Annotated in this window: 1 protein-coding gene; it reads left to right on the forward strand. The window is 75.4% G+C overall.

Annotated elements, in window-relative coordinates; genetic code table 11:
- A partial coding sequence (locus LPA54_RS39785; protein ID WP_228985282.1) for a universal stress protein occupies nucleotides 1-169 on the forward strand: 169 nt, incomplete at its 5' end.
- Nucleotides 170-427 lie beyond the last annotated feature (258 nt).

The raw sequence follows: 427 nt of genomic DNA on the forward strand, positions 1-427 counted from the left end.
GTCCGACGTGCTGATCCGTGCCTCCGAGGGGGCCGAGGTGCTCGTCGTGGGCCGCCGCGGGCGCGGTGGTTTCGCCCGGGCGGTGCTGGGCTCGGTCAGCCAGCGGTGCGCCCAGCACGCGGCCTGCCCCGTGGTCGTGGTGCGCCGGGAGGACGATCCGACCCGCTGACCCCCTGGCCCGGCGGGGCCGCCCGTCCCCGGCCGTGCCCCGGTCGGCCCCTGCGTCCCCCGGCCGTTTCACCGATGCTGAGAGCTGGAGTACGACGACCGCGCACCACGTGATCGTCACCGGCTTCGGAAGGGACCGGTCACCATGAGCACACACGTCACCTCCTCGGCCGTACCACCCCCCGGTCCAGCGGGTCCCCAGGGGTATCCGGCCCGGTTGACGGCCCTGCTCGACGCGCCGCTGTCGCGCTGGCTGTGG

Source organism: Streptomyces sp. DH12 (genome assembly GCF_020873895.1).
Taxonomy (GTDB): Bacteria; Actinomycetota; Actinomycetes; order Streptomycetales; family Streptomycetaceae; genus Streptomyces.